At 64.4% G+C, this 25,053-nt stretch carries 20 protein-coding genes and 1 pseudogene; 13 read left to right on the forward strand and 8 right to left on the reverse strand.

The features are described 5' to 3' along the window. The first annotated feature begins 63 nt into the window (after positions 1-63). Entirely contained in the window at positions 64-1,173 is a 1,110-nt protein-coding gene (locus tag IEY28_RS03800; protein ID WP_188994660.1) for a hypothetical protein, read from the forward strand. 39 nt (positions 1,174-1,212) lie between these two features. After that, positions 1,213-2,109 carry a phosphoribosyltransferase HisG-related protein gene (locus IEY28_RS03805; protein WP_188994662.1) on the forward strand — a complete coding sequence of 299 codons (897 nt, stop codon included), beginning with the start codon at positions 1,213-1,215 and terminating at the stop codon, positions 2,107-2,109. Between the two features lie 17 nt (positions 2,110-2,126). On the opposite strand, the gene IEY28_RS03810 is transcribed toward IEY28_RS03805, so the two are convergent. Next, entirely contained in the window at positions 2,127-2,723 is a 597-nt protein-coding gene (locus IEY28_RS03810) for a DUF7344 domain-containing protein (protein ID WP_188994664.1), read from the reverse strand. Positions 2,724-3,032: 309 nt separating this feature from the next. Here IEY28_RS03810 and IEY28_RS03815 point away from each other — a divergent pair, with 309 nt between their 5' ends. From IEY28_RS03815 to IEY28_RS03825, 3 genes are all read left to right on the forward strand, one after another. Further along, positions 3,033-3,557: a DUF7344 domain-containing protein gene (locus IEY28_RS03815; protein WP_188994666.1), complete on the forward strand. Its 525-nt coding sequence runs from the start codon at positions 3,033-3,035 to the stop codon at positions 3,555-3,557. A gap of 350 nt (positions 3,558-3,907) precedes the next feature. Beyond that, on the forward strand, positions 3,908-4,474 hold the full coding sequence (locus tag IEY28_RS03820) for a metal-dependent hydrolase (RefSeq protein ID WP_188994668.1): 567 nt from the start codon (positions 3,908-3,910) through the stop codon (positions 4,472-4,474). 97 nt (positions 4,475-4,571) lie between these two features. Then, entirely contained in the window at positions 4,572-4,922 is a 351-nt protein-coding gene (locus IEY28_RS03825; RefSeq protein ID WP_188994670.1) for a HalOD1 output domain-containing protein, read from the forward strand. Positions 4,923-4,978: 56 nt separating this feature from the next. On the opposite strand, the gene IEY28_RS03830 is transcribed toward IEY28_RS03825, so the two are convergent. Continuing rightward, complete coding sequence (locus tag IEY28_RS03830; protein ID WP_188994672.1) at positions 4,979-7,114, reverse strand: pre-peptidase C-terminal domain-containing protein; 2,136 nt, start codon at positions 7,112-7,114, stop codon at positions 4,979-4,981. Positions 7,115-7,312: 198 nt separating this feature from the next. Here IEY28_RS03830 and IEY28_RS03835 point away from each other — a divergent pair, with 198 nt between their 5' ends. Continuing rightward, a complete protein-coding gene (locus IEY28_RS03835) occupies positions 7,313-7,669 on the forward strand; it encodes a DUF5658 family protein (RefSeq protein WP_188994674.1) in 357 nt (118 codons plus the stop codon). Position 7,670: 1 nt separating this feature from the next. Here the strand turns inward: IEY28_RS03835 and IEY28_RS03840 are convergent, their stop codons facing one another. Next, complete coding sequence (locus tag IEY28_RS03840) at positions 7,671-8,201, reverse strand: HTH domain-containing protein (protein ID WP_188994677.1); 531 nt, start codon at positions 8,199-8,201, stop codon at positions 7,671-7,673. A 558-nt stretch (positions 8,202-8,759) separates the two neighbouring features. On the opposite strand from IEY28_RS03840, the gene IEY28_RS03845 reads away from it, so the two are divergent. Beyond that, positions 8,760-9,122, forward strand: a complete 363-nt coding sequence (locus IEY28_RS03845; RefSeq protein ID WP_188994679.1) for a DUF7344 domain-containing protein — start codon at positions 8,760-8,762, stop codon at positions 9,120-9,122. A gap of 10 nt (positions 9,123-9,132) precedes the next feature. Here the strand turns inward: IEY28_RS03845 and IEY28_RS03850 are convergent, their stop codons facing one another. Then, the gene (locus tag IEY28_RS03850; protein WP_188994681.1) at positions 9,133-10,134 is read right to left on the reverse strand and encodes a GNAT family N-acetyltransferase; all 1,002 of its coding nucleotides are present in this window, start codon (positions 10,132-10,134) and stop codon (positions 9,133-9,135) included. 264 nt (positions 10,135-10,398) lie between these two features. Between IEY28_RS03850 and IEY28_RS03855 the strand changes: the two genes are divergently transcribed. Together IEY28_RS03855 and IEY28_RS03860 are read left to right on the forward strand one after the other, a co-directional pair. Next, complete coding sequence (locus IEY28_RS03855; RefSeq protein ID WP_188994683.1) at positions 10,399-11,403, forward strand: DUF1616 domain-containing protein; 1,005 nt, start codon at positions 10,399-10,401, stop codon at positions 11,401-11,403. 220 nt (positions 11,404-11,623) lie between these two features. Continuing rightward, the gene (locus IEY28_RS03860) at positions 11,624-12,400 is read left to right on the forward strand and encodes a class I SAM-dependent methyltransferase (RefSeq protein ID WP_188994685.1); all 777 of its coding nucleotides are present in this window, start codon (positions 11,624-11,626) and stop codon (positions 12,398-12,400) included. A gap of 313 nt (positions 12,401-12,713) precedes the next feature. Here IEY28_RS03860 and IEY28_RS03865 read toward each other — a convergent pair whose 3' ends face one another. After that, entirely contained in the window at positions 12,714-13,238 is a 525-nt protein-coding gene (locus tag IEY28_RS03865; RefSeq protein WP_188994687.1) for a hypothetical protein, read from the reverse strand. Positions 13,239-13,628: 390 nt separating this feature from the next. Here IEY28_RS03865 and IEY28_RS20895 point away from each other — a divergent pair. Further along, positions 13,629-13,754: pseudogene (locus IEY28_RS20895) on the forward strand (DUF7567 family protein); the annotation flags it as partial. Positions 13,755-14,293: 539 nt separating this feature from the next. Here IEY28_RS20895 and IEY28_RS03870 read toward each other — a convergent pair. Continuing rightward, a complete protein-coding gene (locus IEY28_RS03870) occupies positions 14,294-17,311 on the reverse strand; it encodes a PKD domain-containing protein (protein WP_188994689.1) in 3,018 nt (1,005 codons plus the stop codon). Positions 17,312-17,403: 92 nt separating this feature from the next. After that, positions 17,404-18,513 (reverse strand): Gfo/Idh/MocA family protein, encoded by a 1,110-nt coding sequence (locus IEY28_RS03875; protein ID WP_188994691.1) that lies wholly within the window; start codon positions 18,511-18,513, stop codon positions 17,404-17,406. A gap of 233 nt (positions 18,514-18,746) precedes the next feature. Between IEY28_RS03875 and IEY28_RS03880 the strand changes: the two genes are divergently transcribed. Next, positions 18,747-19,790, forward strand: a complete 1,044-nt coding sequence (locus IEY28_RS03880; RefSeq protein ID WP_188994693.1) for a glycosyltransferase family 2 protein — start codon at positions 18,747-18,749, stop codon at positions 19,788-19,790. 65 nt (positions 19,791-19,855) lie between these two features. Beyond that, complete coding sequence (locus IEY28_RS03885) at positions 19,856-21,283, forward strand: hypothetical protein (RefSeq protein ID WP_188994695.1); 1,428 nt, start codon at positions 19,856-19,858, stop codon at positions 21,281-21,283. Positions 21,284-21,295: 12 nt separating this feature from the next. On the opposite strand, the gene IEY28_RS03890 is transcribed toward IEY28_RS03885, so the two are convergent. Then, positions 21,296-22,906, reverse strand: a complete 1,611-nt coding sequence (locus IEY28_RS03890; protein WP_188994697.1) for an alkaline phosphatase family protein — start codon at positions 22,904-22,906, stop codon at positions 21,296-21,298. Between the two features lie 281 nt (positions 22,907-23,187). Between IEY28_RS03890 and IEY28_RS03895 the strand changes: the two genes are divergently transcribed. After that, positions 23,188-25,053, forward strand: a complete 1,866-nt coding sequence (locus tag IEY28_RS03895) for a right-handed parallel beta-helix repeat-containing protein (RefSeq protein WP_188994699.1) — start codon at positions 23,188-23,190, stop codon at positions 25,051-25,053.

Here is a 25,053-nt window from a genome sequence, read left to right on the forward strand (position 1 = left end):
AGGTTTCAGTCAAGTAGGGCAGACGAAGTACCTTTAATACTGGCGGGGTATGGAGTAACATACATGAGCGATTCGCAAGCTTACAAGGAGGTTACCGTCGCCTCGGATGGAGTGACCGTTACCAAACGGTTCGAGGCCGACGAGTTCCCGGTACCCGCGATAGCGTTCAACGTCCGGTCACGGCGCTCGGAACCGGTCACGCTCCGTCTGGTCGACACCGTCCCGGAGGACGTCGCCGTCGAAGATCTCGGGTTCCACCCCGAGTACGGGTCCGAATACTGGGACATCAACGACGACCGCATCGCCTTCGAGAAGGAGATAGAACCCGACGCCGATTACACGACTGTCTACGGCATCCGGGCCACCGGGACCGACGACGTCGAGAAGTTCCTCACGGAACCGGAAATCGAGACGGTCGACCCACCCCTCGACGACGACGCCGACATCGTCGGCAGCGGTGACGACGCCGTAAAGGACGTCATCGCCGGCGACAGCGACAGCGTGCCGGGTCTGGAGGACGACGCCGACGACGACATCGAGACGCTAGACCTCAAAGACCCCAACAGCCCCGGCGGCGAGGGCGGAGACACGGCGGACGACGCCGAACAGGTGGACGTAGAGACCGGCAACGTCATCGCGGCGATGGCGAACGAGATTCGCCAGAACAACGTCTCGGCAGAGGACGTGAAACTGTTGAAGCGAGCGCTCGACGCCGTCTCCGAGGACGATGACGACGACGCCGGTGGGGTCAACGAAGCCCGCATCAAGCGCATCCAGTCCGACATCTCCGACCTGCGAGCCTACACCGACGCGCTGGAGGAGTTCCTCGAAGAAAACGGCACCGGCGACGAGATGATCGAGGACTTCAGCGAGCGTCTGGACGCCTTCGAGACCGAACTGGCGACCTTCGAGGACGACATCCGGAGCGCGAAGTCCGCGGCGGAGACGGCAACGGAGGAGGTCCAGGTGGTCGAAGAGACCGTCGACTCGATGGACGAAGAGCTAGACGAGATGGAGTCACACCTCGGCGACCTCGAAGCCGAAATCGACGACGTTCGCGAGGAACTCGGCGACGGCGAAATCGACGAGCGCCTCTCCGATCTGGAGGGCGAAATCGAGGATCTCAAGGAGTGGCGCGAACAGCTTTCGTCGGTCATCGGCGGCGGCAACTAATCGAACTGGTTTTATCCGTCCCGCCAGTGGACATCCCTAATGACGACGACCAGAGTGGCCGTTCCCCGGAAAGGGCGGCCCCTCGAGGCGGTGCTGGAACGGCTCGCCGCCCGAACCGGGACGACCGAACTGGCCGACGATATCATCTCGACCCTCCGCTACGAGAAGGCGATCACCAAGGGCAACCAGACCGCCGAGGACGACGTTTACCATCGTCTCGCCGAGTACTCCGGTCTCGACGACCCCACCCAACCGGAGTACACCCTGCTCCGCGACGACAGAGACGGGATGCCGCGACGCGTCGTCTTCGACAGCGTCACTGTTCCGACAGCCCACGGCGACGTCCAGTTGGTCGGCCGCGAGGAACCGTTCCGCGCGCTCCGTACCCACGAGTTCGCGCTCGGGTTCGACAGCGCCGACCTCGTCCTGGAGGAAGTCGTGCAACTCCGTGACGACGCGCTGACGAGTATCGAGGAGATCAACGACCGTATCGATCCGCTGGACACCGACGTTCGCGTGGTCACGGGCCTCGGAGACACGGTGTACCACACCCTGCTCGCGACGCCGGACGTCGTCGACGCACAGGACCGCCCGCTCGGACGGGAGTTCGTCCGCAACTACGACGGCGAGTTCTGTATCTCGCCCCGGTACGAGCGACTCGTCGAGGCCGTCCTCGGGACGGCGGCGTTAGACGGCATCACGTTCACGTACCCCGAAAACGGCAACGAGGAGGAAGCCGACATCGCGGCCACCGGCATCGGTGTCTACCTGACCGTCACGGGGTCGACGGCGCGAGACCACGACCTCGAACTGGGCGAGCGGTTGTTCCCCAGCGAGACCGTGCTTCTAGAGAACGCGCGCGAACGCGACGCGATGACCGAGGACGTCGGCGACTTGTTCGCCGAACCCGAAGAGACGGCGCTCCAGTCGGTCTGAGTCTCCCATCGTCTCTTCTAGCTGCTGTCACAGGCCCAGTAGAGGGCCGTACAGGCGCCGACGGCGACGAGTACGGCCACGGTAATCGGTGCCGACGACGCCGACGGGAGGAGCGTCACCTGTGCGGCGAGCAGGGTAGCCCCCGTGAGTGCGATAGCGGCGTAGTACCGATACCACGCTCTCGTCCCGTCCGATTTCCCGTCCACGTATCGGAGGACGTCGTCACCGGCCGAGCCTAGCGAGACAGTCGCCGCCTCGCGGTCGAACTCGACGATATCGAGGTCGTCCATCTTCGGGAGGTGACTCTGGTGCAGTGAGACGTACACCCGCTTGCGCTGTTGCTCTCTGAGTGCATCTGGCGTCGTGTCGTTCTCCCAGGCAGCGACCTGTTCGGCTAGCAACCTAACGGTCACCGCCGTGTCAGGCTGGAGAACTCGCAGCGCTGCGCGGCGCCGGTCGTTACGGAGGACGTCGAATATTACCCCATCTCCCAACGAGGACGGCGGGTCTGTAGCTGTTCTATCGTCGTCACAGAACGTTTGGAGAAACCCACTGTCGTCTGTCCGTGGCTCGTCCGGGTCGGCGTCTCGGCGGGTGTTTTGCTGGTCTCTCACGAATTCTCTCGGTACCGAGGGAGTGGTCGAGGTGGTCGGTATAGATGCTGTCGCATTCGTAACCTGACAGCCGACGTATATAGTTCTTTCCCGTTTGCTTACCGTTTGAGTCGCTGAAATCGCACCGATCTGTGACGGCTGGCACCAACGCGGTGAACTATCGTTCAATGCCCCGCCGAAGGCAGTAATCTCCCCTGTCTCGGGGGTAACGACGCTGTAACAAATGTGTATCCGACTTTCGGTACGTCCGTGTCGTCTTCGACGGCAGCTCGATGAACCGTCTACTCACCAACCGCGGCGACGGATGCGATGGAACAAAACAATACCGAACTCTCACGCGACCGTGTCTTCGACATCCTCAGTAGCCCTCGCCGTCGATACGTCCTGTACTTTCTCAGGACCGAACCGAATCCGATCCAGTTGACCGATCTCGCCGAACACGTCGCCGCCTGGGAGAACGACACGACGGTCGAGGAACTCTCGACACAGCAGCGCAAGCGCGTGTACGTGTCCTTGTACCAGACGCATCTTCCCAAACTGGCCGACGCCGGCCTCGTCAACTACGACGACGAGTCCGGCGAGGTGTCGATCGCTCGCAAGGCGAGCGAGATAGACCCGTACCTCGGCGACCACCACGAGGAACCGACGTGGTATCTGTACTATCTCGGACTCGCCGTACTGAGTACGCTCCTCATCGTCGCCTCCGCGCTCGGTTTGGGAATCGGACAAGGGGTAGTCGCGGTGGTCGTCGTCGGTGCCTTCGTCGCACTGACTGCGATACACGCGGTCTACCGATGGCGTCAGCGACCCCCACCGTCGGAGTTCAGCGAGTGACCCTCCCCGGCGACTACTCTTCCTCTTCGGGGAGCAGTTGCTCCGGTTTTCGCAGGTACGTCGGTGTGTTCGCGAACTCGACCATCCGTTCCAACTCCTGGTCCGTGATATGTCGGGACATCACATACACGACCTTCCCCTATTCGGGGTTAGTAATTGAGCCCATAGCTCCGAGAATGGCGTTTATACTACCGGCAACGCTGGGGTCGATAGCGACGCGAGCCTCGACTCAGAACCGCCAGACGACGAGCGACCACGAACGGATACGAACAGCATAACAATACGGGGCAGGGCCCGAGCCACGGCCGTGAGACAGACCAGCGCAGTCGTCGTGGGGAGTGTCTAGCCCGATGTGGCCCTGGGAACATCTCGCCGTCGGTTACCTCCTCTACTCGCTGTTAGTGCGGGCTACCGGTCGGTCGCGGCCACGGGGGCGTGACGTCCTCGCCGTCGGCCTCGGTTCTCAGTTTCCCGATCTCGTCGATAAGCCACTCGGCTGGGGAACGACGCTGTTGCCATCGGGAACGTCGCTCGCACACTCGCTGCTGTTCGCGATCCCCATCGTGACGCTCGTCGTCCTCGTCGCTCGGTACCGCCGGTCGTCGACGGGCACCGCCTTCGCGGTCGCCTATCTCGCACACATCCCTAGCGACGTGCTTTACCCGGTCGTGCTGGGAGAGGAACTGCGAGTCGGGTTCCTGCTCTGGCCGCTCGTCCCGGTCGACCCGATGCCACCGACGGATATCGTCGCCCGCGTGAGCGAACTGTTCACCGACTTCCTCGGCGTCGTCTCGACGCAGGCGGGGCTCAGATTCCTCTTTCTCGAAGCGTTCCTGCTCGGTGCGACGCTCTTGCTCTGGCACGCGGACGGCCTCCCGGGACTGGAACTGCTCCGCCCGTCACCCACTGACCGGTGACTCCCTCGGAGACGGCTGAGAGCGTCCGTTCGCGCTGCTGCTGGGCCGTTGTCTGACGAAGGCTTTAATACTGCCATCTCGTTAACATCCTTAGCAGATGGCTCGTAAGGGTGGCCCCCACTCGACCGAAGCACAGGTAGACGACCAGCCAGCCGACGGCTCGAACGCGACCGAGCAGCGCCTTTCGTACGACCCGAAGACCGACTCGTACAGAACGACGTTTTCGCCGGCGGAGACGTCGACGAGTATCGCGATCGTGGACGCTCTGACCGACATCCGGCACTGTTCGACGGCTGACCTCGAACCGCTCTATGACACGTTGGACACCGACGCGCTCGACGCGCTCGTCGAGTCCGCGGAGTCGTCCGTGCAGGTCCGCTTCTCGCTGGACGGGTTCGGTGTCCTCGTCTCCAGTACGGGTCGCATCGAAGTGACGCCACCCGAGTGAGCGCGAGACCGCTCGAAACAGCTCTCAAAAGAGGGGGGCGACCCTGCTCTGCCCGCTTAGACTCGTCGTCTGATGGCCGTCAGGAGCGCGGCGGTCACGGCCAGTAGCGCGGCGAGGACGCCGAACCCTGCGCCGCTCCCACCGGTCGTCGTCGCTTCGGTCGCCGCTTCGCTGGTCGTCACCTCGGCTTCCGTCGTCACGGCCTCGACCGTGAGCGTGCCCACGGACGTGCCGCCCACGCCGACGTCGTGCGTCCCGGCCGCCGGGGACAGCGACGCGGAGACGGTTCGTTCACCACCTGCCGGCACCGAAACCGTCCGCTCGGTCACCGTGTTCCCGTCGACGGTTATCGGGACGGTTCGTTCGACCGCGGCAGAGCCGTCGTTCCGTAGCGTCGCGCTGACGGTCACCGTCTCGTCGGCGCTGATGGCCGTCTTCGAGAGGGACCCAGTCGTACTGACCGGGTCGACCGTTCCAACGGCTATCGTCGAGAACGTCGTCGTCTGGGCGCGGTAGGTGACGGTATCGGCCGCCGAGGCCACGCGCGTCGTCTGCAGCGGTATCCAGGAACTCGACGCCTCGTCGTATCGGTAGAGGACGACGCTCGCCTCGGGCGTGTCACCGAGGGCGGTTCGGTCGACGGCGAGGGTCACGGTCCCGTTCTGGACGGGCGACTGGGTGGTGTTCCCGGCGGTCTGGAGCGAGGGACTGAGGACGAAGCCATGTGCTACCGTCACGCCGTCGGCCGGCGGGCCGCCGGCAGAGAGGTTCTGCGTCCGAACGGCTTCGAGCCACAGCGTCCCGGACCCGGCCGAATCGATGGAGACCGACCGGAGCGTCGCGTCAGTGCTCGTCGTATCGAAGGTGAACTGCACCGCCTCGCCGGTGGTCGCGTTCGGCTCGAATCCGATCTGCGTGTCGTCGCTGATGGCGACGGTGTTGCCCTCGGGGGCGGTCGGCGGAACCGCCGTCAGCGTCTCTGCGGACTCGTTGTCCAGCGACACCTGGAACTGTCCGGTTCGGTCGAGTGTCACCTCGGTCGTTATCGTTCGCATCTGATAGGGTTCGACCGTTCCGTTGAGTCGCGCCACGGGCTGTCCGTCGACGACCACCGGTCGGTCGAAGGTCCCCGTCTTGTCGCCGTAGTTCGCGACGGAGACGGTGTACTCGACCGACGACCCCAGCGTCGCCGACGTTCGGTTGAGACCCGAATCGAGGATTTCGATGGTGGACTCGGCCGGCCCGGTCTGTCCGTGGCTGGTCCCGGCGTGCTGGTCGTCCCCGTCGTCGGTGCTCGACGCCGTCGAGTTGTTGCTGGCGTTCTCCCCGCTCTCGGTGTCGGTCTCGTTTTCGGTGACGTTCGTGACGTCTTCGGCGGTCAGTATGTACGAGAACTGGTCGTTGAAATCGCCGGTGGCGACGACGACGGTGTGCGGTAAGTCGTTACCGAACGTGTACTGGATGGTGGCGTCACGCCCGGAGTATGGTGCGACCTCCTCGGCGACGATCTTCCCGTTTGGCGCGATGATATACAGGGCAGAGTCCTCGGAGGAGGACAGCGACAATTCGACTTCCTGTCCGACGGCTCCGTCGATTTGGACCGTTTCGTACCGGCCGTTGTACTGGTAGCTCTCGTCGTTCGTCTCGTCGACGGTCCCGGCGACGGTGTCACCGACGGCCATCTCTAGGTCCTCGCTCTCTTCGAGTTGGTCCAGCGAGAGGAGGTACTCGAAGTGGTCCTCGGAGAAGTGACTGGTCACCTGTATCGTGTAGGTGCCGTCCGACGGGAGACGGTGCGTTATCTGTGAGTTGTTGCCCTCTCCGCCGTCCTCGTTGTGGGCCAGTTCTTGGCCGTCCGGACCAACGAGGACGAGCGAGGTGTCCGTGGGGGCAAATACCTGTACGTCGACGAGGTCGCCGGCCTCGCCCTCGAAGGAGACTGGCTCGTAGTAGAAGTCTCCGGTGTGGCTGTTCTCCGTGGGGTTCGACCGTATCGGGTCGACGCTGTCGACTGCACCGGACACCGTCTCGCCGTACGCGATTTCTCGGGTGTCGTCCGTCGCCGGTGCCGAGGCGACGACACCCACCCCTCCGATCGGACCGGCGACGGCGACGAGGACGGCCACCACTACGGCGACCAGACGGACACCCCGCCGTCGACGGACCGTGTTCTGCTGTGTCTGTTCGGGCATCACTGCGAGAGGTGACTAGACTATGGTATAGTTACCCGCTCTGTACGAGGGGGCTACGGCCCGAAGACCGGTTAGCACTGCTCGTACCGATGATTCGTGACATAGGCGTGGATTTCTGGCGGTAATTCCGTCCTTACCTCGGGTGTCCTGTCGGTTATCCGGTTCGTTACCATGGTGTGTGGACCGCTGGTCTCACGAGTGGCGTCCGATTTCACTGCAGAGGTGGCGTTCGTCGGGGAGAGCGGCCCCAACTACGATCACTTACTCTGGGGCGTGGTCGTCGTCGCCGCCGCGGCCGACGTCCTCCTGACGCTCGTCGGCGTCTCGATGTGTTTCCGCGAAGCCAATCCGGTGGCGCGCGCGGCGATGGACGCAGCGGGCGGCGTCGGGTTGCTGGGGTTGAAACTCGCCGCGCTCGGGGCCCTGTTCGTCGTCTACCGACTGGTCCGACCGACCTATCGACGGGCGGCGCTGACGGCGTTCTCGCTCCCACAACTGTTCGCAGTCGGGCACAACAGCCTGTTGCTCGTCCAGTACGGCCCGGCCTGTCTCTGAGTCAGATCGACTCGTCTGCGAGCGCGCGCGAGGACATCGACGACTCGCGGGTCCGTTCGAGGGCCGCCACGGCGTCTTCGGGCGTGTACGCGACGCCGTCGATCAGACACGGGAAGACGGCGACGAGTTCTCGTTCCGCATAGAGCGCCAGGCACCGGCACGGTGGCACGATACGCCGGAACGACTCGTCGGCGAAACTGGACGTGACTTTGCTGATTCGAAAGAACGGCGAGATGGAGATGCCGCGCTTGGCCGCGAGCGCGTAGAACTCACCGATAGTCGAGACGATACGTTTCCCGCTGCCGATGCTCGCGAGTAAACTCCCCGTACAGATGCTGTCACCCCAGACCAGTAGATCCAGATCCTCTAACAGCCCCTCCTCTACGAGTCCCGAAAGCCGCTCGACGAGCGCGTCTTGCTGTTGCTTGCTGCCAACAGGCGCCAGCGAATGGACGAACACTTCGGCGCTTAGTGTCACCTCTCTGGAAGGCAATAGTTCTTCGAGGGGGAGCGCGGACTCACCTGAACTCATGTATATCACGTAGCGATGCCCGGAGTGACGTATTAAATACATAGGACGCTTTTCCCCATAAGACTGCCTTACAGCACCTGTATCGTCTAATAACGTCGAATAAGGGTCGCGTTGGGGGAGAGCGAACAGCGCAGCCGGGACGACGCCGGCCGCCGTCTCGTGTGGCCTGAGTGGGGGTGGGGTGGGTGAGTTGGCAAGGGATGGACCGGTGTGGGCCAGTACGCGCAGGTGTTCGCTCTCCCCGCGTCAAGCGGGACGGCGTGACCGTGTATTGTTATTCCGTGGTTAGCGGCGGTAGGCAGTGCGCTCGACGGTTCGCGTCCGGGCGTTCCGTTCGCCGGATTCCCCGTGTATCGACCGAGCGGTACCGCGAAGGAGGTTCATAACTACCTGCGTGACAGCTAGTTGACTGGTGTGATGTTCGCACTGAAACGGTTCCTGGTTATCAGCATCGTCATCCTCACGGTTGGTCTGGCCTACCGGACCCTGCGGTCTGGCCACGACGAGCAATGAGCGGCGGCGTGCGGCGGCCCTCGACCACGCGTCCGTCACGCATCCATGACGAGTGAGGACGATACGTCCCCCATGGCCGACGCCGACAGCGATACCGGCTTGCTACCGGACGCCGAGTGTATCGACCTGCTCTCGTCGAACCGACGGCGGATACTGCTCCGGGCGCTCTGTGACGCCGAGGAGCGAGAGCACTCGCTGGAGGCGTTGGCGGCGACCGTCGCACAGACGGAGCAAGGGACGGACCTCGGAGACGTCGCGACCCACCGCATCGGCGTCTCACTCCACCACGTCCACCTCCCGAGACTGGACGACGCCGACGTCCTCGACTACGACCGAGAGACAAACACCGTCCGGTTCTACGGCAGCGACCGTATCGAGACGTGGTTAGCGACCATGCACGACGACTAGGTCGGCTGTTTCACTTGAGCCGTCGGTAGAGCCGAGCCACCGTCCCGAACCCGGGGGCGCTCCGCTCCAGGGAGTGATACCGGGTCAGCGTCGGGGCGAACTTCGACTTGTACCGGGAGAGCCGCGGGTTGTTCGCCCCGACGAGGTCGTACGCCACGACGTCCCGCGCGGCCGCATCGCGGATGATGTACCAGTGCAGCAGATCGTTGACGTCGTACTCGAGATCTGTCTTGACGGTCCCCTGCCAGCCGTAGGCTCGCTGACCGTCGTCGAGGACGAGGCTCCCGCCGACGAACACGCCATCGATGGTACAGACGTACGGCCGGAGGTAGCCCTCCGGAAGCGCCTCGTAGAGGTCCTCGACGAGTTCGACGGTCACAGGGAATCGGAGGTCCTGCTCCGCGTGGCGGTTGCGGACCTGCGCGATGATACTCCGGGCGGCCGCCTGTCCGGACTCCGAGACCGAACAGGCGTCTTCGGCCTCCCTGACGTTCGAGCGGGCGTCGCGACTGAACCGGTCGAACAGCACCTCCGGACCGGTTTCGAGGTCGACCACGTAGGTAAAGCGCGGCGTCTCCTCGAACATCTCCCAGTCGAACGGTCGCGTATCGGGCGTCGTGATCGACGTCCGGACGTGGACGTATCGCGGTGCGTGTGTTCGGTATAGCCAGTCGAGACACCGCTCGACGAACCGGCGGCGGCGGCGCTCGACCGTGTTGGACTTCATCTCGGGACTGGTCAGGATGACCGGGCCGAGGTAGCTCACCTTGAGGTCGGGCGGTGGCGAGAACGCCGTCGTTATCGGGCCTTTCTGGATGGTGAACAAGGGGAATAGCCCGACGGGTTCCTCGCCTTTGTACCCTATCAGGGGGTGTAACTCCGCGTCGGCGTGGTCGGCGAACACTTCGAGCGCCTCGAAGCGGTGAAACGGCGTGCGCTCGTCCGCCTGTTCGAGTGTGTCGTTCCAGACGTCGCTGTCGCTCGCAGCGAGCGTGGTTATGTCCATGCTCATACGTCCGTCCCTCTTCGTGAACCCCCGTTCTGGAGACCGGTAGACGCCAACATCGCTCGCTTCGTACTGACGACCCCGGGGGGTAAGTTATACCCGCCCTACCTGTTCACGGAGTCACGTCGCCTGCGGGTGTCCGAGACCGCCACGGCGGCGGTACGAACGCCATAACAAAGCGATGTAACCGGATAGCCCGTACCGAACAATGTCTGGGGCGAGCGTTCTGGCAATCCGTGAGTGGACGACAGACCGGCGGAGGTCCGCGGCGTGAGCGTCACCGAGACCGCTCGCCGTCTGGCGGCGTCCACACTCGACGTGGTCCCGGTCGACCTCATAGCCGTACTTACGTACGTCGTCTTCGCCAGCGCGACGGTGACTATCGGCGTCGGCGGGACGGTGGTCGGCTTTCTGATCGGGTCCGTCCTCGTGTTCTTCGCGCCGGGGTACGCCGTGGTCGCCGCCCTGTTTCCCCGCAGGCCACAGAACCGGGACGCTGGCGAGGGCGCTATCGGCCTCTCGCTGACCGCGGCACACGACGGCGTCCTCGCGCGTGAGCGACTGGCGCTTGCGTTCGGCGTCAGCGTGGCGCTGATTCCGCTGATGGCCGTCACGCTCGGGGCGCTAGGTATCAGACTGACGACGGAGTCGGTGCTCGCGACGGTGTGGGTCGTCGTCGGAGTCGGTGTGGTCGTCGGGACTGCTCGCCGCCTCGCCGTCCCGGCCCACGAGCGGTTCGATCCGCTCGCGATCGCCCGACAGACCGGGACCGAACGGTTTCTCGGCGGCGACGCTGTGACCCGGGCGCTGACGATCTGTCTCTGTGTCGCCGTGGTGGCCGCACTCGGGTCGCTCACCGTCGCGCTGGCCGGCCCGACGCAGTCGATGTCCTACACCAGCGCGTCGCTACTGACCGAGTCACAGTCCGGCGAGTACGTCGCCGGCGGCTACCCGACGAACGGCACCGTCGGCGAGTCACAACCGCTCGTCGTCGAGGTGACCAACCACCACGACAGCGCGGCCACCTACACTATCGTCGCGAAGCTACAGCGCGTCGACGGCGGGACGGTACTGGCGAGCGAGACGTTACGACAGCAATCACAGCGCGTCGCCGTGAACGAGACGTGGACGTACGACCACACCGTCACGCCGACGATGGCCGGTCAGGACCTCCGATTGGTGTACTACGTCGTCCGCGGACCGATGCCGGAGACCGTCGACGACGGGTCTGCCGACAAGGTCCTCTATCTGCGACTCGACGTCGCGCCGCAGTGACCGGCACTGGAGGAAGCGATCCCGTGAACTCGCTGCTATCTGTCTCACAACATCGACAAGGCACTCTGAACGTTAGATATCCTGTCTGTTTGGGGTCCGTTCCCAGACCAGATCTTTCGCTTCTCCGAGAGGAGAACCGACGGATCCGAATATCGGTGTTTGAACTAAGCGCATATTGCACCTTAATCGCTAAATGGTCAATAGATGTATTAGATGAATAATGAGCACAGACAGCGCCCGTGGGTACTTCCGATTGCAGTCTATTCTCGGAACGACTGAACATTTTGGCGGTATGGAAGCAACGGAGGAACTCGCTCGTGCCTGCCAGATAGAGCCGGGTGACCGCGTCCTTGACGTAGGCGTCGGAACCGGCATCACGCCGCCCTTCCTTTCACGTACCTTTGGTTGTCGCGTGGTCGGCATCGACATCTCGCCTTCAATGCTCACATGGGCGAGAGAACGTGTTGCCTCGGAACAGGTATCCATACGTCCTCAGTTTGCTGTTGGTGATGCCTGTCGCCTCCCCTTTGCATCTGGGACATTCGACGCGGTTATTAGCGAGTCCGTACTCGGGTTCGTGGATGACCCGACAACAGCACTTCGTGAGTACGCGCGAGTAACGCAACCTGGTGGCGTCGTCGGCGTAAACGAGGCAACGTGGCTTGACGAGCCACCACGATCCCTGGAGTCGTATCTCGAAGCGGCAACTGGGGCATCACCTAAGCCACCAGAAGAGTGGGTCACTCGGTTCGAGCAGGCCGGCCTCCGAGACACCAGATCAACTGTCCGACAAGTCGATCCACGCACTCAGTTTGTGAGTGAGCTTCGTCGTCGTGGCATCACGGAGACGCTACAGACCGTGGTACGTCTTATCCGTAATCTCACCGACCCTGCGATTCGTCGGTACATCCGGATGAACCTCACGCACTGGCGGGAGGCCTCACAGGTCCTCGCCTACCTCGGATACGGAATCTACGTCGCAGATGTGGATTCGTGACCCGTTGTGCCAGTTAGCGTAGTCTACGACGATGTGGTATCTAGTGAGACTTGGATACAGAAACTGAGTTGAGCAGATCGTTCGCTCTTCGTCGACCACGCTGCCCACTGCCGGGACAGCCACGAGCGCGCCGTCGCCATGCTCCCGCGTGACGCCGAGTCGGCCGACGCCGTCACAAAATGTCTGCCAGCGCGTGACCGCGGCCGTATAGGCCGCGTTAACCAACACCTGTTGCGTTTGCCGTCGGATATTGGTTACACGATCCTTCTGACACGCTTCAAAATATCGGTCGTGTCTCGAGAGACGACCTGAATCAGCCACTCAGTAGATTCGAAACACCGGCTGCCTCAGCCGATGAGTCCGTCCTCTTTGGTGTATCTGTGTACGTCACTACTTTGCCACTCTCTGTAATTTCAATTGATGTGACAAGCCCAATTATTTCGGGATTTGAGTGAACTAACTTAATTTTCGATGGTTTGTCGCGGAACTCGACACTGGCAGAGTATTCAAAGTATTTCGTACACGTATTACAGTTGTGCTGATCTGAAGGGTAAATGTCAAGAAGATAGTTATAGCCATCATTCATTGGGTAGCTACTGGTGCCTATTCCCAGCGGACCGCACTTCTCAGCTGCGCCCCAAGTTGCATCTATAGTCGCTATACCACTATTGTTGTTCCACTTGATAACACCAGAATGCTCTTTTTCCCCACAGCCACGCTCTTCAATGGTAACTGATTTTTCATATATCTCCCCCCTTTCGTTATTTGGCCTACTGAGGCATCCACTAGCGGCGAACGTGGATGCACTGAAAACTTGAAGAAACTCTCTTCGTTTCATTGAATATGATATAAAGTTAGAGGTACTTAATTCTCATTCTCTACAGTTTGCGTTTTAGATAGGAATATCTGATTTATTTTCTAGTTCAAGATCGCGAATATTTCTCTGGCTGTGTTCTTGAGTGCCGTCCCGCACAAGATGCACACTATCCTGACCGTTCTATAAGTCGCCTCTACTGTCCAGAGTGGCTGACCAGCGACATCCTCGTCAGCGGGAGGGCTGCTTCTGAGGCGACGGTATAGCGCTAGTTCGACGACCTGGCTGTGGGTACGAAGCCCCCTCACACATCGTTGGCGGCCCTGAACGCTGACTCCCTCCGAAAGTACGCACGCAAGGTGTTTTTCGGCCGAGCTGGAGAGAGTGACCCGGTTCGACCGGGTCGGTCCACCGATGAGTCTCGAAATACTCGATCGACACAGCGAGACACTGTTCGAATTCCTCTGGTGTCCCGTGTGTGGACACGAGGTTTTCAGCCACATTCCCTTCGAGGGAGTGTTCTGCAAGAACTGCAACACCTACCTAACGGCTGTTTTCGCGGGAAAAGTGTCGAGACGATAGGGTTTCAACAGAGCCGCATCGCCCTTTCTACAGGTGTTGGGATGGACGAGTGCGCTCGTCGCGAGCTGTCTCCGGTCTAGTCGGTAGCTGTCACCGGATGTGTACCACCCGAGTCGAACGCGACCCGTGAGCCATCCACCGACGGAACAGCGCTGGACGTGACGGTCACCGACACCACCTCGACGGACCAGTCGGTCAGCGCCACCGTGTCGGCTGACTCGTCAGTAGTCGTCGAGGAAACGGTGACACTCTCGTCCGGCGAATCGGCAGTCGTCGCAGCAGGCGTCAGGCGACGGGGGCGTCCGAACTGAGCGTCGAGAGCAACGGCATGCGGACCACGGCGTCAGTAACTATCGGTGCGTACGCCGTCGAAAACGGTCGGCACTCTCGTGTGTCGGGTCGACCCGGCGACGGATCTCTCGCTGTGTCTCAGTGAGCGTGGTCGTTCGATTGCCCACCTACACTTCGACAGCGCCGAGTGAGCGACCGACCTCGTCTCAGAGCTGTCGACTGAGGACGGCGATACTGCCCGCGACGAGCCCGATACTGCCGAGTGCGAGGAGACCCAACAGGAGCGGGGACGTCGACCCGCCGCCGCCAGTGCCGGTGTCGACCCACGACTCGGTCTGGGCGGTCTTCGCTTCGCCGTCGACGGCCACCGACGCGTTCTGTCCGTTGACACCGACGGTGTACTGACCGGGGTGTTCGATTCGCTGCTCGAAGGTGACCGTCTTCGTCTCGCCGGGCGCGACGGTCACGGACTGCCGCTCGACTACCTCACCGAAGACGACGAAGGAAGCGTTCTCGGTGCCGGTGACAGTCCCGTCGTTACGGAACGTCGCACGCACTTGCACGGACTCCCCGGTGCCGACCGTCTCGCGTTCGACGTCGACCGACGGGGGGCCGATGTCGGCTCTCGCCGGCGCGACGTCGACCGTCGTCTGGAGGCCGGCGACGGTGAGTCGCTGCTGTCCGGCCCGCCTCGGGACGACGGTGAACGTGAGGCGTTCGGTCTCGCCCGCTCGAATCGTCACGCGCTCGGAGGCGACGACGCGGCCGCCGAGGACGGTGGTCACCGTCTCGGACCCGTCCCGGTGCCCGTTGTTGGACAGCGTCACCGAGACGTTCACCGACTGGTTCACGACCGGAGACTCGGCGATGGCGAGGTCGGTGCCGACGACCTGCGCTGTCGGGAGACCGACGGCCAGCGGTTCCTCCGGGCCGGCCGTCGCGTTGATGACGACGGTCGAGTCGTTTCGGACCAGCGTCGTCTCGGCCGTCTCCCACCCGGACCCGTTCCACGTCGCGACGGCGAGCGAGTCGACCGACCCACCGCGGTTTCTGATCGCCGCCCGGTCGATAGCTAACTGGTAGGTGACCGAGGACGGGGCGGGCCCCGACGCGACGCTCGGTCCGAGCGCCAGCATCGTCTCGTCGCTCCCGAGTGGCGGCCCGTCGCTGCCGTTCCACTCGTCGGTCACCGCCACCGCACTCCCCGATTCCACGTCGGCCAGCGCGATGCGCTGGACCCTCACCGAACCGCTTCCGAGCGTCCCGTCGTCGAGGCCAACACCGACGACGTCGGCGTCGACGTTGCTCTCGACGGTGACGGTGTTCCCGTCGCTGCTCGCCGTCGCGGCCGGTTCGTCCTCGTCGGGTTCAGGCGGCGGAGCAGGGGCCGCTCCGCCTCCGCCGCTGTCGCTGCCGCCGTCGCCACCACTGCCCCCGCCACCGCTCTGTGAAGCGCGCTCGACGGTCACTTGCGCGCTGTCCGTCGCCGTCACGTTCGCGCTGTCGGTGACCGTCAGGCGGATGGTCCGGTCGCCGGCGGTATCGAACGTCGCCGTCAGCGAGGGGGTCGTGGTCACGTTCTCGGCGGTGCCGTCGCCGTTTAGGTCCCACGCGTAGGTCGCCCCGCCGCGAGGCACCGTCGAGTTCGAGGCGTCGAAGGTGACCGCAGTATCGACGCGTGCGGTCGCGGGTGCGTCGAGTCTGGCGACCGGGTCGTTGCTCGCGTTGCGCTGGACCGTGAGAGTCGCGTTCGCGCTATCGTTCCGGCCGATGGCGTCGACCACCGTCACGCGGACGGTCCGATTGCCGATAGTGGCAAACGAGGTGGTCAGCGAGGGGGTCGTGGTCACGTTCTCGGCGGTGCCGTCGCCGTTTAGGTCCCACTCGTAGGTTGCCCCGCCGCGGGGTACCGTCGAGTTCGAGGCGTCGAAGGTGACTTCCTGGTTCACCGTCGCCGTCGCCGGCCCGTCGATGGCCGCCGTCGGGTCGTTGCTCTCGTTGGCCTCGACTGCGATCGTCGCGTTCGCGCTGTCAGTCTGGCCCAGCGTATCGACGGCCGTGACAGCGACCGTCTGGTTCCCGACCGTGTCGAACGCCGTCTCCGTTCTGGCCGCCGTCGTCGTCCGGTCGACCGTGCCGTCGCCGTCCACGTCCCACCGATACTCGCTGATGCCCGTGTCGTCGGTGGAGTTGCTGGCGTCGAGGACGACCGTCTCGTTCGGCGTGGCCGTCGCCGGTGCGTCGAGTCTGGCGTCCGGTGGGCTGTCGTCGACGACTTCGATAGTCACGTTCGCCGTGTCGGAGCGACCGAACCGGTTGCTGACAGTCAGCGTGACGGTGAACGTCTCCGTCTGGTTGTACGTGTGCGTCGTCGTGACGCCCGTCGCACTCGTGTTGTCGCCGAACGACCAGTCGTACTCCGCGGACGGGCCGACCGTGGAGTTCCCGCCGTCGAACTGTACCGCCTCGCCGCTACTCACCGTCGTCGCGTTCACCTCAACGGCCGCGTCGAGACAGGTCCCCGCCTGCACCTCGACTGGACTGTCTTTGTCGAGCGCCACGAGTTCCTCGTCTGGCCCGCTCCTCGCACGCCACTCGAGTGGGTCGTACGGCCAGTCGAGTTCCGGGTCCTGTGCGGCGAAACTCTCCTCGTCGAACGCGGGGTCGATACGGATCGCCGTCTCGTTCAGGTGTCCGAGGCCGACCATCGCCGCCCCGTCGGTCCGTCCCTCCGTCCACATCCAGTCTATCTGACTGCTCGTCTCGCCGTGTTCGAAGTTGTCGTCACGGTTCTGGTAGGTGTCGTCCTCGACGGGCCACGACGCCTCCTCGGGGACGTTCGTAATCGACATCGACACCGAGCCGTTGCCGACACCGTCGTTGCGAGCGTCGTGAAGGAAGAGCAGACTGTCACCGTTGGACCCGCGATAGACGTAGAGTTGGCTTACGTTCGACACCTGTCTGTCGTCGGTCCCGTGAGAACTGTAGTCGGTCCCGTCGCCGCCGTGGTAGTCGTAGTACGACGAGACGTTCTGTGAGGCGTCGCCGACGATGGTAAGCGGGATACACCGCTCACCCTGCACGACGCTGTAGGCGGTCGGCCTGTCGTCGACGTTCTCGACGTTTCCCGCGGCCGATCCGACCGGTCCTAAGGGGCCGATACTGGCGCCGACGACGAGCAGTACCAGGGCGATGCTCCTGATTGCGAGTGTCTCCCGTTCCATGATGGTCCGACGGGCTGGTGCCCGACTGAGTATGGCCGGGTTTCAGAAGAGTACGGCTTTGTTATGGAGCACCGTCTTTCAGTAACGGTCACTTACAGCGAGTCAGTGTTCAGTTGAATCTGCTCGCCGGCGTCCGGTCGCGCCGCGGCCCGTCGTATCTCCTCCATGATGCGGAGCGTCCACGTCCCTTCGGCCACGGGGACCGGCATCGGGTCGCCATTGTGAATCGCCCTGGCCTCGACGTCGAACTGGTAGTAGTGCGAGTCGAGGTCGCGCTCTGCCGCCCAGTCGTCGGTGAGACTCCGGCGGGCGACGGCGACGACGTTCTCCAGCGTCCCCTCGATGCGCCCGAGGACGTGGTCGACGTTGGTGAGCGCCCGGGCCGTCACCGAGGCGTCGTAGTCTCTGTCGAGGACCGTCACCGTCTGGGAGACGATGTCGACGAGGAGACTGCCGCGTTCGCCGTGGATTCGGATGGACTTGTGCGGGACGTCGCTCGCCAGTATGGTGGCGTTACAGAGGACGTCGGTCTCGCTGGTGTACTGGAACTGGACGCTGTCGTAGTCGAACCCCTGCTCGTACTCCCGTGTGAGTGCGGTCTGGGCCTGAATCGCGTCTTCGGCGACCGGGTAGCCGCCGAGTTTCAGTACGATGTAGATCGGGTGTGGCAGCCCCTCCTCGAACTCGCCGCCGGGGAGGTCGAACGCCCACGCACCCCGGCGCACGTCGTCGGGATACGTCTCGCCCGTATAGAGGATGTTCACCGACCGAACGTTGCCGATAGCCCCGTCGTCGATGAGGCGAGACGCCTTCCGGACTGCAGGGGCGAAGTTGTGGTTGTGGACGACCGATACCGGGACGTCTTGCTCGTCTGCGAGCGCCTCCAGTTCTTCCGCCTCGACGGCAGACGTCGTCACGGGTTTCTCTATCTGGACTGCGATGCCGTCTTCGATGGCCATTCGTGCCAGATCGAGATGGGTCTGGACCGGCGTACAGAGGTGAATCCAGTCGAGGTCCTCGCGGGCGAGCATCCCCTCGAAGTCGGCGAAGGCGCCGATGTCGTACTCGGTCGCTTTCGCTCGGGCGCGGGACTCGTCTACATCACAGATCGCGACCAGATCCGTCAGTGGACACTTCTGGAGGCCAGAGAGGTGTACGTCGGACACCATGCCGCCGCCGACGACCGCACTGTTCAGCGTCATCGTCACATCCCCTCGCTGCTGTCGGTATTGTTATAGGCGCTGTGTGCCGCGGTACGCGCCTGCTACTGCCGTCGACACGGCCACGCTACCGGACACCGACGGCGGTCTCCTCTCGACGCCCGTCGCGCCGGCCGAACGCGTGACACAAGCCGAGCATAACAATGGACGAGACAGCACCAGTTTCCGGCGAGAATGGGTCCCGAAAGTCCGCGGCGAGTCGGAGCGTGGTGACGATGTACCGTGACGCAACCGTCGCCGTCGTAGTGCCGGCGTACAACGAAGAAGGCCTCGTCGGCGAGACGATAGCGACCATCCCCGGCTACGTCGACCGGGTATACGCCGTCGAGGACGGGTCGACCGACGGTACCTGGGCGGAGATCTGCCGGACAGCAGACCGGATCAACGCTGCGAGCGCCTCCAGAAACGGCTTCTCTCGTCGGGTCGTTCCCATCAGACACGACGAGAACCGCGGCGTCGGTGGCGCGATAAAGACCGGGTACCTCGCCGCCCGCGAGGACGGCATCGACGTGACTGCGGTCATGGGCGGGGACGCACAGATGCAACCGGAACTGCTCGAAGGCGTCATCCGTCCGGTCGTCGAGGGCGAGGCCGACTACGTCAAAGGGAATCGCCTCATGAACGAGGCCCACCAGAGGGGGATGCCCCGCTTTCGCTACGTCGGCAACCGCATCCTCACGTGGCTGACTCGCATCGCGAGCGGCTACTGGACTATCGGCGACCCGCAGAACGGCTACACCGCCATCTCGCTGCACGCCCTCGAGGAGGCGGGTATCGAGGACATGTACGAGTACTACGGCTACTGCAACGACCTCCTCGTCAGGTTGAACGTCGCGGGCCTCCGGGTCGTCGACGTTCCGCGGCCGGCGAACTACGGGGACGAAGAGAGCCACATCGCCTATCGCTCGTACATCCCGAAGGTGTCGGGGATGCTCCTGCGGAACTACTTCTGGCGCCTGCGGACCAAACACCTCTACGAGGGGCCGTACTCGATGCTCGCGTTGTTTGCCGCCGCGGCGACGACCGTCCTCGGCGGCGTCGTCGATACGATACGGAGCGACCGGTCTCTCCGCGAAGCGCTGCCGCGGCTGCTCGGGTCGCTACTCGTCGGCACCGCCTTCCTCGTCGGGGCGCTGTTAGTGGACCGCGACTACGAACGGCATCTCGATGACCGCCTCGACCCGTCCGTCACCGAGAGCCCGCCGGCCGACGGCGAGGCGTCTTCGGCCCCTGTCTCGACCGCTGTCGGCGACGACTGAGAGAAACGAGGGCTTACCGGGGATACAGTCACCATAACAATTCGATACTCGCCGTCAGGGACGGTATGTCAAGGGAGTGGACGCGCCGTCGGCTACTCGCTCGGCTGGGAACCGCGGGGCTGCTCGGCGCTCTCGCTGGCTGTCCGCGCGAGGACGGCGAGCCGAGGACCGAGACACCGACAGCAGAGACGCCGCGGCCGACCACCGCCGATACGGCAGTTTCGTACGAGACGCCGACGTCGGCCGACCCGGTAACGTCGACGCCCGCACCAGCGGACTACGAGCAGGTCGTCGACGTCGTCGAGGAAGGTGCCGACCCGACGGGGTCCGTCTCTATCCACTCGACGCTCCAGTCGATAGACGCCGACCACACGCTGGTCCGGTTCCCGCCCGGCGAGTACCTGCTGGACGAACACTGGTACGTCGACGAGTTCCACCAGTTGGGCATCGTCGGCCCGGAGGCGACCATCACCACCGTCCCGAACTTCGGCGGGCCGCTGTTCGGACTGGGTCGCAGCGGAGACGCCACCGATCTCGCCGTCGAGGGGCTGACGTTCGACTTCCGACAGGGGAACACCGGGCCACGACCGCTCCACCTGACCGTCGCCGACGGCCTGTACGTCTCGGACGTCTCCGTGCGTGGCGAGTTCGATACGAACCAGGACGGGATGCGGTTCGGCGTCACGGACCCCGACGGGACAGGCGTCATCCGACGGCTCAGTATGCCGGACGGCGGTGCCCCGCAGTACCGGAACACCGGCTGTTACGTCGGCGAGGACCATCGCGGCCACCTCCGGTTCGAAGACTGCGTCGTTAGCGGGTTCCCGGACAACGGCCTCTACGCCTCCCCCGCGAGGGGGCGCGTCGACGTCGTCGGCGGTCGCTACGAGAACAGTGGGATCTCGAACGTCCGGGTGAGCGGCCCGGCGACCGTCAGGGGCGTGACCGTCCGCTGTACCGAGGCCCGTCGCGGCGTCCCGAACATGCGCGGCATCCGCCTCCGCGGGGGCACGGACGTCCTCGTCGATGGCTGTCGCGTCGTGATGGACCGAGTGACGGGCAGCGACGGTGCCATCACCTGCGCAAACTGGCTCGAATCGGCCACGATTCGGAACACCCACGTCACCGTCCGGGCCGACGGCGTCCGGGCGCTCTGGGCGAAAGACCCGAAGAACGGCTCCAGCGCGGCACGCCGCTACCCGTTGCAGATTCGGGACCTCACCGTCGACGGGTCCGCCGCCGGGAACACGGCGATACTGATAAGCGGGCGGAACGGGACGCTCCTCGACGGCCTCTGTGTCTGCCAGACCGGTCCGGGGCGGAACGGCGTCACCGTCGTCCAGTCGGCCGGCTCGGCCCTCCGTCGGTCGTCCATCACCGTCACGGGGACGCCACTGGTGACCGAACGGGCACAACTCGACCGGCGTGACCTGCAGCTCCAGTCGCTCGGGAGTCCCGGGCGCGTGAGTAACGACGTGTGTGACTGCTCGTGACCGCGGCGGTGGTCACTCCCCGTCCGAGAGATAGCCGAGGTTGGCGAGTCGGTCGGCCACGTCGTGGTCGTCCCGAACCCGTCGCTCCGTCGTCTCGTAGTCGGGGTACTGCTCGACCGGCGTCGGGTCGACTATCGGGAGGGGGGTCCCGTCCATCCGCTCGTCCCGCGGGACCCCGAACGTACTCAGAACTGTCGGTGCCACGTCGAACAGGTGTGCGTCAGCGAGCGACGCCGACGTATCGACGGCCGGGCCCGTCGCGGCGAGGACGCCGTCGCGTTTGTGGTTCCACGGCTCTCGCGGCGTCCCGAACCACTCGCCGAGCAGGGAGCCGTTGAGGAAGTTCTCGAACGCCCGGGGGACGACCAGCACGTCCGGCGCGTCCTCGACGTAGGGCCCGTCGAAGACGGCCTCTCTGGGGAACACCTCCTCGAAGACCGGGTTCCCGTCGGGGTCTTCGAGGGTCGCGAGTCGGTCGATAACCTCCCGACGCGTCGACTCGTACGCGTCTGGCTGGACGACGCCATCGGGTTCGCGGCCGGCGAGATTGAGACGCACGCCCAGTTCGATGCGGTCGCGCATGTACGCCTGCGAGGCCCGGAAGTCGACTTGCTCCGTCCCCGCTCTGACGGCGTCGGTCGGTGCGATTCGAGCGACGACCTCGGCGAGGCCCAGCGGTTCGAGGACGGCCTCGACGCGCTGACTCGTCACGCCGGCGCGGGCGAGGAGGCCCACGCCTCGTTCCAACAGGCCGGGGTCGGGCGTCCCGCCGCTCTCGCCCTGCTGGAGGCGGCGGCGAGCGATGGCGTCCCACGACGGCATCCCTTCTCCGCCGGTCGTCGTCTCCAGCAGGTCCCAGTCCCGTAAGCACTCGTTAACGCGGATTTCGTGCCCGTCGTAGGGGCCGATGCCGTGGTCGCTGACCACGAGTACGTTGTCGGGGTCCGCCGCGTCGAGGGCCGTCGCCACGGCGTCGTCGACGGCCCCGAACACGCACTCGACGGCCTCGGTGTCCTCCGGTCGGCGGTGAAACACCGTGTCGGTCTGCTGGAACTCCAGAAAGCCGAAATCGGGGTCGAATCGGTCGACGAGGTAGGCGAAGGCGTCGCCTCTGGTCTTCGCGTGGGCGGCCACGTCTGCCAGTTCGGCCTCGCCCGGCGTGTCCATCGGTCCGTAGACGGTGTACGATCCGATGGCGTCACGCACGTCGTCGAGGACTCCCTCGGGGTGGCCCGGCGGGTCCTCCGGGGAGACGTAACCCGGGATTACCGCGCCGTCGACTGCGCTCGCGGGGGCTGTCACCGGGACGTTCACGACGACGCTGCTGTGTCCGTGGTGGTCGAGCAGCTCCCAGAGCGCGCGGGCGCGAACGTCCGTCGCGTCCACGACGTCGTGGTCGTAGCCGTCGAAGCGGAGGAAGCCGTAGACACCGTGTTTCCCGGGGTTGACGCCGGTGTACAGCGACGGCCACGCGCTCGGCGTCCACGGCGGGAGTTGCGAGGTCAGGGGACCGCTGGCGCTCTCCTCGAAGAGTCCCGAAAGCGTCGGCGTCACGTCCGCCTCGAACAGCGGGTCGAGTACGGAGCGACAAGTCCCGTCCAACCCCAACAGCAGTGTCCGCATCGTGGCCGACTCTCACGGCTGCGGGCTTTGTTATCTGAGTCTTACCGCCGCCGAGCCACGGTATGTGATTCCTAGACACACGTTACCCAAGAGTAGATTCAACTTATCGAACTATTTCTTCGCGTGTTCTGAAACGACCTGAATTAACGGCTTTCTACGAGGAACCAACTACGGGTGGTAAGGAGACCGAACGTAATTGGTGAGTATTCTCGGGTAAGTAGGAGTACCCTACGCAGCAGGTGGTCAGAACACCTTTTCAGGTAGGTTGTGCCTGCCGGGATATGGCAGGAAGCCACGACGACGACACAGCCGAGAAAGGACATCGTACGAATCGCCGCACATTCATGAAGACCGTCGGCGTCGCCGCGACGGCCGCCGTCGGGAGTACGGCCGTCACTGGTGCGTTCGCGGCCGATACGACCGTCGACCTCGCCGACGAAGGCCTGCAGAACGGGGAGCTTATCGACCCCTATCTGGAGGAGTTCTTCGTCGACGGGAACGAAGTGCTGATTCCGGCCGGCGAGTACGAATACACGGGTGACGGCCTCGGCGGCGACGTCGCCAACGCGGCACTCGTCGGGTCCACCGACGGCGTCACCTTCAACCGCCCGGACGACCCCGAGACGACAGTTAGGCCCACCATACGGGCGACGAGCGGGACCGTCCGCATCGAGAACATCACCGTCCGCGGCAAGCGCGGCGAGGAGCAGTCCCGCTGGCGCGTCGGCGCCGACGAGGGGGCGACGATGGAAGTCGTCAACGTCAACGTCCCCGACGGCACCGTCGAGAACTCGGACTCGACCGGCGTCTACGCCGGGTCCGACCACGCCGGAACGCTCCTGGTAAAGGCCTGCTACTTCGCGCAACTCGGCAATGTCGCCTGCTACGTCTCTGACCCCTACACGGGTGGTAACGGGACGGTAATCGTCGAAGACTGCGTCTTCCGGAACACCAACTCGGCCGGCGTGCGCTTCGCGCCGGGCGACAGCGTCGTCCGCGGCTGTTACTTCGAGGCGACCGAGGAGTCGCCCACCGAGACCGGCGGCGGCCGCGCCCAGCGCGGCATCAAGATCGACGACGCGGGTCAGGACGTCGTCATCGAGGACTGTGACTTCAACTGGACCGACGTCGGCGGTCCCTGCATCGACTTCCACGAGCGCGGGGAGGGTGGCTCCGGGGTCGTCCGGAACTGCCGCATCACGAACGACGGCGACAGCGAACCGTTCGACACGGAGTGGGGCGTCTCGGGCGACTGGACCGGCGAGAACATCCAACTCACGGGCAGCGGTCCGACGGACGTGCCCGACGGGTTCGAGGCCGTCACCGGGAGTGAGGCCACGCCCGCGAATACGGACTACGCCATCTGGACGCCCGTCGGCGGCGAATCCGCGAGCACGACGGACGATAGCGAGTCGACGACGAGTACGGAGACCGAGACGGCGACCACTACGGAGACGAGTACCGAGAACTCGACCGAGGAGAGCACGGAGACCGAGACGGCCACTCCAGAACCCACGGAGACCGCCACGCCCGAACCCACGGAGACCGCCACGCCCGAACCCACGGCGACCGAAACGGCCACTCCAGAACCCACCGAGACCGCCACACCAGAGCCGACGGAGACGGCGACGCCCGAACCCACCGAGACCGCCACGCCGGAACCGACGGAGACAGCCACACCAGAGCCGACGGAGACGGCCACGCCTGAACCCACGGCGACCGCCACCCCCGAACCCACCGAGACCGCTACGTCTGAATCCACCGAGACGAGTACCACGGACAGCACCGAGGGAGCCAGTCAGCAGCGAAGCCAGTCGTCGTCCAACGCGAGCGACTCGCGAAGCGACACCGGCACCGAGAAGTCCTCGACTCCGGAGGGATACCCCAACCGCATCGAGATAGACGGGACCGGCGACGCCGAGGAAGCGGCCACCTACACGTTCTCCGTCACCGGCGACGTCGTCGTCGACGAGGAGCGGACGAAAGTCGTCAACAGCGGGACGGCGGCCGACGAGAGAGAAGACACCATCGGTTGCAGAGTCGTCACCGGACACGTCGGTAACGGCGTCGATGCCTACTACTACAGCGGACGCCTCCGCGACGTCGACGTGCAGGGCGACGGTGAACTGTACATCTACCACGGCTGA

Source organism: Haloarcula pellucida, assembly GCF_014647235.1.
In the GTDB taxonomy this organism is placed as follows: domain Archaea; phylum Halobacteriota; class Halobacteria; order Halobacteriales; family Haloarculaceae; genus Haloarcula; species Haloarcula pellucida.

Bases quoted from the DNA above. Each gene is read 5' to 3' on its own strand.
- IEY28_RS03845 (WP_188994679.1), top strand. From the start codon at position 8,760: ATGACGAGTGAGGACGATACGTCCCCCATGGCCGACGCCGACAGCGAT.
- IEY28_RS03865 (WP_188994687.1), bottom strand. From the start codon at position 13,238: ATGAAACGAAGAGAGTTTCTTCAAGTTTTCAGTGCATCCACGTTCGCC.
- IEY28_RS03860 (WP_188994685.1), top strand. From the start codon at position 11,624: ATGAGCACAGACAGCGCCCGTGGGTACTTCCGATTGCAGTCTATTCTC.
- IEY28_RS03850 (WP_188994681.1), bottom strand. From the start codon at position 10,134: ATGAGCATGGACATAACCACGCTCGCTGCGAGCGACAGCGACGTCTGG.
- IEY28_RS03805 (WP_188994662.1), top strand. From the start codon at position 1,213: ATGACGACGACCAGAGTGGCCGTTCCCCGGAAAGGGCGGCCCCTCGAG.
- IEY28_RS03815 (WP_188994666.1), top strand. From the start codon at position 3,033: ATGGAACAAAACAATACCGAACTCTCACGCGACCGTGTCTTCGACATC.
- IEY28_RS03890 (WP_188994697.1), bottom strand. From the start codon at position 22,906: ATGCGGACACTGCTGTTGGGGTTGGACGGGACTTGTCGCTCCGTACTC.
- IEY28_RS03870 (WP_188994689.1), bottom strand. From the start codon at position 17,311: ATGGAACGGGAGACACTCGCAATCAGGAGCATCGCCCTGGTACTGCTC.
- IEY28_RS03885 (WP_188994695.1), top strand. From the start codon at position 19,856: ATGTCAAGGGAGTGGACGCGCCGTCGGCTACTCGCTCGGCTGGGAACC.
- IEY28_RS03840 (WP_188994677.1), bottom strand. From the start codon at position 8,201: ATGAGTTCAGGTGAGTCCGCGCTCCCCCTCGAAGAACTATTGCCTTCC.
- IEY28_RS03895 (WP_188994699.1), top strand. From the start codon at position 23,188: ATGGCAGGAAGCCACGACGACGACACAGCCGAGAAAGGACATCGTACG.
- IEY28_RS03825 (WP_188994670.1), top strand. From the start codon at position 4,572: ATGGCTCGTAAGGGTGGCCCCCACTCGACCGAAGCACAGGTAGACGAC.
- IEY28_RS03820 (WP_188994668.1), top strand. From the start codon at position 3,908: ATGTGGCCCTGGGAACATCTCGCCGTCGGTTACCTCCTCTACTCGCTG.
- IEY28_RS03880 (WP_188994693.1), top strand. From the start codon at position 18,747: ATGTACCGTGACGCAACCGTCGCCGTCGTAGTGCCGGCGTACAACGAA.
- IEY28_RS03800 (WP_188994660.1), top strand. From the start codon at position 64: ATGAGCGATTCGCAAGCTTACAAGGAGGTTACCGTCGCCTCGGATGGA.
- IEY28_RS03830 (WP_188994672.1), bottom strand. From the start codon at position 7,114: ATGCCCGAACAGACACAGCAGAACACGGTCCGTCGACGGCGGGGTGTC.
- IEY28_RS03875 (WP_188994691.1), bottom strand. From the start codon at position 18,513: ATGACGCTGAACAGTGCGGTCGTCGGCGGCGGCATGGTGTCCGACGTA.